Genomic DNA, 6,000 nt, shown 5'->3' with positions numbered 1-6,000 from the left:
ACGCCAGCACGAAGACCGGCGGCGACCAGGCCTTCACCTTCATCGGCACTGAGGCCTTCCACAAGAAGGCCGGCGAACTGCGCTACGAGATCAAACGCGGCGACACCTACATCCACGGCGACGTCAACGGCGATGGAAAGGCCGACTTTGCGATGGTGCTCGATCTCTCGCTGGCAATGAGCAAGGCGGACTTCGTCCTCTGAAGCGGATAATCGCGGACATCAAAAGGCCCGGCGCAGTTGACGCCGGGCCATTGGGAATCACAATTCGATCGGCTAGGCCGCGACAACTTCGGCCCGCTTCGCAAGCCGTACATGGATCTTCTCGATCGGGTCGTCGTCTGCCGCGAAGGGGTGGATCGCTAACCGAAGCAGCGCTCTAAGATGATCGCGCCCGCGGCAATGCAGGATCGGTGCCACAGGTGCCATTGCCGGTATCGTCCCATCCGGGAACAGACGCGTAAGCTCGGCAAAATTCGAGAATGCTTCGTGATTGTCCGCCTCGAGAAGAAGCGTCTCTGCCGGTACGCCTTCGGCGACCACCACCTCATGGCTATCGAGCAGAATATGATAGTACTCGATGGTATCACGCCCCACCGGCAGGGCAGGGGCGATCGTTGTCCCGTTGACGAGTTCCTTCGCCCTGATCAGCACGCCGTCGATCAGCAGAGCGTGATGGGGAGAGACATAAAGATCGCTATGCGGCATGTTGTCTTCCAGGGCATGGCGAGAAATCCGGATAGGCAGGGCTTTCCTGTTCCGGGACACCCCGAAGGCCTGCCGACCGATCCACTTGATTGCCATCGATCGGCCGCGGGCGGTGCGAACGAGATCGCCAGCCTTTAGACTTTCGATGGCGATTTCGCCCGCCGGTGTCGCAATCATGGTTCCACGCAAGAAGCAGCGGTGGCGACCTCTACCCCTCCCGCCGTGCGCCGAGGCCAGCCCGGCGATCAGCGATGGAAGCGCTGCTAGGCCACCAACCGTCGCAATCTTGGTGCCAGCCGATGCAGCAAGCCCCAGAAAATGGCGTCTCGCGCGATTGATCTTGTTTGTTGATGAGAACATCACTCGGCTCCTTCGTTGGGCTTGCCCCCCGTCCTGGCACACCGTGAGTGGAATTTTCAGGATGGCGCGCTTCTAATCTCCGGATCAACCCGCCTGTTCGCAGCTTGAGTTTCCCAAAATGGATGCGGGGCCCACCAAAGGGTGTAGATAAGTTGTACCGCCCCCGAGAGGAGACCGCGAACGACCCGACGACGTGCCGGATCGCTTGGCAAAGGGGTCACAAACATCAGTCATGGTTGCCGGCGTCAGAGCTTCCTCTTGACCGGGCTTGGTGCTGGGCACGCCGCGCCGCCGATGAAGCGGGCCAGCCTAGCTGCCACTGCAGTGAAGTGCAGCGGAACACAGAGGCGTACGTCCGCTCCGCGACCTCAATGGAATTTGCTGGAAGCAGACCTTGGTGTGGCCACTTCGGATCATGCCGATCTGGATCGCTGCCGCCCTGGACAGGTCGAGCACCCGGCCGCGCACGAACGGCCCGCGATCATTGATGCGTACGACGACGCTGCGGCCATTGCTGGAATTGGTGACCTTCAGTTTCGTTCCGAAGCGAAGCGTCTTGTGGGCTGCCGTCAGGTGCGCCGGGTTCATGCGCTCACCGGAAGCCGTCTTTGAATGGAGGGCATACCAGGACGCGCGGCCACAGCCATCAGCCGCCGCGCCGCCTGGAAAAAGTGCGTCGATGATCAGCGCGGCAACTGCGGCAGTAGCGAACCCGATCGACATCATCGTTGTTTCCAGTCGTGAAGATTATTGGCCGCACTCGCGCCGCGGCTAGTCGAGGAACTCTTCAACCAGGGTTGGGTTCCAGGTGTGCTCCGGCACCCATGATGGTGCTGGAACAAACAAATCTCGGTGCGGGTTATGCCCCAGGTCAAACACCAGTGAACGAGGGACGGACAATGAAAACCGCCGTTTTTGGAGCCATTGCATTAATTGTGGCAGCGCCCGCTGCCTGGGCGCAGAGCGCAAAGCCGGGTGACAAGCCTGCGATCGTGACGCCGGGCGAGCAGAACCCGGCAGCACCGGTGACCGGCGAGAACAGCTTTACAGAAGATCAAGCCAAGGCGCGGATCGGCGACGCCGGCTACACCGGCATCTCGGATCTGGCCCTGGACGACACCGGCGTATGGCGCGCCAAGGCGATCAAGGATGGAAAGCCCGTCGTCGTTTCGCTCGACTACCAGGGCAACATCGTTGCCAATTAAAGACGAGGAGCACTGTGATGAGGACCGCAACAGGACTGTTCGATACCTACGAAGATGCCCGGCGCGCCGTCACCGACCTTGAGGCGGCGGGGATACCGGCTGACGACATCAGCATTGTTTCCCACGCTGGCGGCGCGGACAAGTCGTACGCCGCGGAAGGGGTGGGGGCGGGGGCTGGCCTCGGCGCGCTCGCCGGCGGTGCAGGGGGACTGTTGGCCGGACTGGGGCTCATGGCGATACCCGGCGTCGGGCCTGTTGTCGCAGCAGGTTGGCTGGTGGCAACCGCGGCCGGCGCAGCGGCCGGTGCCGCCGCTGGCGGTGCAGCCGGAGGGATTATCGGCGCGTTGATAAACGCGGGTATCTCCGAGGAAGAGGCGGACATCTATGCCGAGAGTGTCCGTCGCGGTGGGGCGATGGTCGTTGCCAAAGTCAGCGACACGCAAATGGCCGAGGCCGAGGACATTCTCCAGAATGCCAATCGCGTTGATGTCGCCTCTCGCGGCCTCGCATATCGGGAGGCGGGATGGGGCCGTTTCGACGAGGCCTCTCCTCCATACAGTGCTGCGGAAATCGAAGAGGAGCGCCGTCGTTGGCGTGCGCAACCATAGTCGCCCCTGAGATAAAGGAGACCACGTTTGACCGAGCATCGCCGGATGTTGGCCTGGTCTATGTCAATGACGGCGAACCAGGCATCCGGCGAGAGAGGCGCGGACGTGGGTTTTGTTACCGCTTGCCCAGCGGCGAAGCGGTGAGCGATCCGGCGATAAAGGCAAGGATCGCGTCGCTTGGTTTGCCACCCGCCTACACGGATGTGTGGATCTGCCTGGACGAGAACGGCCATTTGCAGGCCACCGGTTACGACGCGCGCGACCGTAAACAATACCGATATCACAACGACTGGCAGGCACTTCGCAGCACCGACAAATTCGGACAGTTGGTTCCGTTCGCAAGAGCTTTGCCGCGGTTCAGGCGGATCGTCAGACGACACCTCGAGGGGCCCGTCTACAGCGCCGATACGGTTCTGGCGGGTTTGGTCACTTTGCTGGATGAGGAGCATCTGCGGGTCGGCAACCAGGCCTACGCCGTGCAAAATCGCACCTACGGAGCCACCACCCTGTTGAAGCGCCATGTCCGGCTCGACGAGGAACGGATCGAACTGAGTTTCGTCGCCAAGGGTGGCAGGCGCATACGCCGCGTGCTTCGTAATCCTCGGCTGCACCGAATCCTGGAGGCTGTGGCCGACCTGCCGGGGCGGCAGTTGTTTGTCTGCAGGAAAGAAGACGGTACGGTTCATCCGATTGATTCCGGCAGGTTGAACGCTTATTTGGCCGAGCATTTGGGCGCCGGGATCACGGCCAAGACATTTCGGACCTGGGCGGGGAGCGTTGCAGCCTTTGCGGCCGCGCGGGAGGTACTGGAACGGGGAGAAAGGCCCACCATCCGCCGGATGTGCGAAGCGGCCGCGGCTATGCTGCACAATACGCCGGCAGTCTGCCGCTCAAGCTACATTCACCCGGATATCATTGCACTGGCAGAGCGCAATGGTTCGCCCCCGGACCTCGGCGAACCGCAGGCCCTTGCGGGGCTACGGGCGGAGGAAAATCGGCTGTTGGGTTTTTTGCTGCGCTCCAGCGACAACGATATCGCATCGCAGACGATGCCGCCCTCTGTCGCGCGGCGATAAAAGCGCTGCTGTTGCGGGGACAGCCTCTCGGAAATCCGAAAATGCGGATCTGCCCGAATGCCTCTGCCGCGGTGGTTACGCCGCTCTCAAGTCCGCCTTCGCTATCGCGAGCTCGCGCGTCACGCGTTCAACATCACCCTCCACCTGCAACACCTGTATGAGGTTGTCATTCAGATCCGCGATTTTGACGTCACGGGCCAAACTGTTGCTGATGGCCCTGCGAACAAAGTTCTCGTCGCTCTCGTTCGGTGATCGTGTCAGCGCCTGAACGGCCTGCAGGATCGGGCTTGGAAAGCCCTCGGCCGCGAGCCGGTCAATCGACCAGGAACATGTCTTCTCCACCACGTCGTGAAGATAGGCGACTGTCTTCTCATCGGTGGACGCAACGTTTTCGGCGACGCGCCTGCAGTGCTCGAAGTAGGGTTCGCCAGCCTTATCCAACTGCCCCTGGTGCGCTTCATGTGCGATCTCGATCGCGCGGTTCAGCATCTCATTGTCGTGCATGGTCGGCCTCCTGCGCCTGGACCTTGGCGAGGAATTGCAGGCCGCAACTTTTGTTCCTCCCAACCTGTTGGATCACCAAAAATGTTTGCCGGAGCGGAACCAGGCAACAGTCCAAGCTGTTTCCATTTACCTGTCAACGAGGAGGCATTCCCATGCCCGCAAAGTCAAAAGCCCAACAAAAGGCCGCCGGCGCCGCCCTGGCTGCGAAGCGCGGCGATATGAAAAAGAGCGAACTCAAGGGTGCTTCGAAAGAAATGGAACAATCCATGACCGAGAAACAGCTCGAAGAGTTTGCTTCCACAAAGCGCAAAGGCAAACCGGAACACGCCAAGTAACCGGAGACACGGCTCACGGAGGCCGAAATGCCCACTGCATGGGTGACGGCCCGGCAAGCCCTGTGACGTTGCGTTAAGATCCGCGCTTTCTTGGAGTTCTCTGCTGGCGCAGCGCGACGGCAGATTGGCGGACCACTTCGGAGATGCGCAGGTACTGTTCGGACAGCGGGCTCGCCTTCCGCCAGATCATGCCGATCGTCCGCGAAGGTTGAGGCGGCTCGAAACGGGCGATGGAAACCGGCGCTGACCGTGTTTCTACAGCAACGGCCATTTCCGGAATGAGGGTGACGCCGATGCCGGCGCCGACCATCTGGACGAGCGTCGATAAGGAACTACCGTCGAGCAGTTCCCGCGGTCGCGCCGATTGCAGGTTGCAGAACGACAGCGCCTGTTCGCGAAAACAATGCCCCTCTTCGAGCAGGAGCAGGCGCATTTCGCCGAGCATCTCGCGATCGGGCACCGGCTTGCCCGCGTCCTGGCCCGGCCGCACGAGCACGAAGTTTTCCTCGAACAGGGCAACCTCGGTGAGTGAGGGTTCGGAGACGGGCAGGGCGACGATGGCCGTGTCGAGTCGGCCTTCCGTCAATTCCTGGAGCAGCTTCTGCGTCTGGGTCTCGCGCACATGGATGTCCAAGCCGTCATGCAGCCGCGCAAGGTCGCCGATGATCCTGGGCAGCAGGTATGGCGCCACCGTCGGGATCACGCCCATCCGGAACCGTCCCACCAGTTGCTGCCGCGACGCGCGCGCCAGATCTTCCAGCTCGTCAATGGAGCGCAGTATATCGCGGACGCGCTCGGCGAACCCCTCGCCGAAGCTGGTCAAGCGGATCTGCCGGGCGCCTCGTTCGAATAGCTCGGCGCCCAGTGTTTCCTCCAGTTCCTTGATCTGCACCGACAGCGCGGGCTGGGAGATCGCGCAGGCATCCGCTGCGCGGCCGAAGTGACCGTGCCGGGCGAGCGCCTCGAAGTAGCGAAGTTGTTTCAGCGTCAAATTCATCATAACTATCTCTTATCACAGTCATCAGGAAATCCAACTTCGGATTATCGGTCTGGTTTGCTACAGATCGAAGGCGGGGAGGAGAAGGCTCGTTCGCTGGCGTCGAACAGATTGCCGGCGGCAGTGCCCCATCCCCTACATGGCCATGGAATCGACCGCCTTTTGGGGGTAATTTCCTGTGCAGCAAGTTCAATCAACGCAGCCACGA

At 61.5% G+C, this 6,000-nt stretch carries 7 protein-coding genes and 2 pseudogenes; 5 read left to right on the top strand and 4 right to left on the bottom strand.

The window, feature by feature from the left end:
• Positions 1-203 (top strand): annotated as a pseudogene (locus AC1DDS_RS15235) (protease); the annotation flags it as partial.
• A gap of 72 nt (positions 204-275) precedes the next feature.
• On the opposite strand, the gene AC1DDS_RS15230 reads toward AC1DDS_RS15235, so the two are convergent.
• Together AC1DDS_RS15230 and AC1DDS_RS15225 are read right to left on the bottom strand one after the other, a co-directional pair.
• Positions 276-1,067, bottom strand: a complete 792-nt coding sequence (locus AC1DDS_RS15230) for a Hint domain-containing protein (protein ID WP_477479657.1) — start codon at positions 1,065-1,067, stop codon at positions 276-278.
• A gap of 375 nt (positions 1,068-1,442) precedes the next feature.
• Positions 1,443-1,790: pseudogene (locus AC1DDS_RS15225) on the bottom strand (septal ring lytic transglycosylase RlpA family protein); the annotation flags it as partial.
• Positions 1,791-1,966: 176 nt separating this feature from the next.
• On the opposite strand from AC1DDS_RS15225, the gene AC1DDS_RS15220 reads away from it, so the two are divergent.
• The 3 genes from AC1DDS_RS15220 to AC1DDS_RS15210 are packed head-to-tail and all read left to right on the top strand — an operon-like array spanning position 1,967 to position 3,956.
• Positions 1,967-2,272 carry a PepSY domain-containing protein gene (locus AC1DDS_RS15220; protein ID WP_477479679.1) on the top strand — a complete coding sequence of 102 codons (306 nt, stop codon included), beginning with the start codon at positions 1,967-1,969 and terminating at the stop codon, positions 2,270-2,272.
• A 17-nt stretch (positions 2,273-2,289) separates the two neighbouring features.
• A complete protein-coding gene (locus tag AC1DDS_RS15215) occupies positions 2,290-2,880 on the top strand; it encodes a general stress protein (RefSeq protein ID WP_477479656.1) in 591 nt (196 codons plus the stop codon).
• Positions 2,877-3,956, top strand: a complete 1,080-nt coding sequence (locus tag AC1DDS_RS15210) for a DNA topoisomerase IB (RefSeq protein WP_477479678.1) — start codon at positions 2,877-2,879, stop codon at positions 3,954-3,956. Before AC1DDS_RS15215 ends, AC1DDS_RS15210 begins: the two co-directional genes overlap by 4 nt.
• 75 nt (positions 3,957-4,031) lie before the next feature.
• On the opposite strand, the gene AC1DDS_RS15205 is transcribed toward AC1DDS_RS15210, so the two are convergent.
• Positions 4,032-4,460 (bottom strand): HD domain-containing protein, encoded by a 429-nt coding sequence (locus AC1DDS_RS15205; protein WP_477479655.1) that lies wholly within the window; start codon positions 4,458-4,460, stop codon positions 4,032-4,034.
• 152 nt (positions 4,461-4,612) lie between these two features.
• On the opposite strand from AC1DDS_RS15205, the gene AC1DDS_RS15200 reads away from it, so the two are divergent.
• Positions 4,613-4,795 carry a DUF3008 family protein gene (locus AC1DDS_RS15200; protein ID WP_477479654.1) on the top strand — a complete coding sequence of 61 codons (183 nt, stop codon included), beginning with the start codon at positions 4,613-4,615 and terminating at the stop codon, positions 4,793-4,795.
• A 73-nt stretch (positions 4,796-4,868) separates the two neighbouring features.
• Here the strand turns inward: AC1DDS_RS15200 and AC1DDS_RS15195 are convergent, their stop codons facing one another.
• Positions 4,869-5,795, bottom strand: a complete 927-nt coding sequence (locus AC1DDS_RS15195; RefSeq protein WP_477479653.1) for a hydrogen peroxide-inducible genes activator — start codon at positions 5,793-5,795, stop codon at positions 4,869-4,871.
• Between the last annotated feature and the right edge of the window lie 205 nt (positions 5,796-6,000).

It is taken from the genome of Mycoplana sp. 10N416, from assembly GCF_056394765.1.
The sequence above is the reverse complement of the archived record's forward strand: the minus strand, read 5'-3'. Positions and strand labels throughout refer to the sequence as shown.

Bases quoted from the DNA above. Each gene is read 5' to 3' on its own strand.
- AC1DDS_RS15230 (WP_477479657.1), bottom strand. From the start codon at position 1,067: ATGTTCTCATCAACAAACAAGATCAATCGCGCGAGACGCCATTTTCTG.
- AC1DDS_RS15220 (WP_477479679.1), top strand. From the start codon at position 1,967: ATGAAAACCGCCGTTTTTGGAGCCATTGCATTAATTGTGGCAGCGCCC.
- AC1DDS_RS15215 (WP_477479656.1), top strand. From the start codon at position 2,290: ATGAGGACCGCAACAGGACTGTTCGATACCTACGAAGATGCCCGGCGC.
- AC1DDS_RS15205 (WP_477479655.1), bottom strand. From the start codon at position 4,460: ATGCACGACAATGAGATGCTGAACCGCGCGATCGAGATCGCACATGAA.
- AC1DDS_RS15200 (WP_477479654.1), top strand. From the start codon at position 4,613: ATGCCCGCAAAGTCAAAAGCCCAACAAAAGGCCGCCGGCGCCGCCCTG.
- AC1DDS_RS15195 (WP_477479653.1), bottom strand. From the start codon at position 5,795: ATGATGAATTTGACGCTGAAACAACTTCGCTACTTCGAGGCGCTCGCC.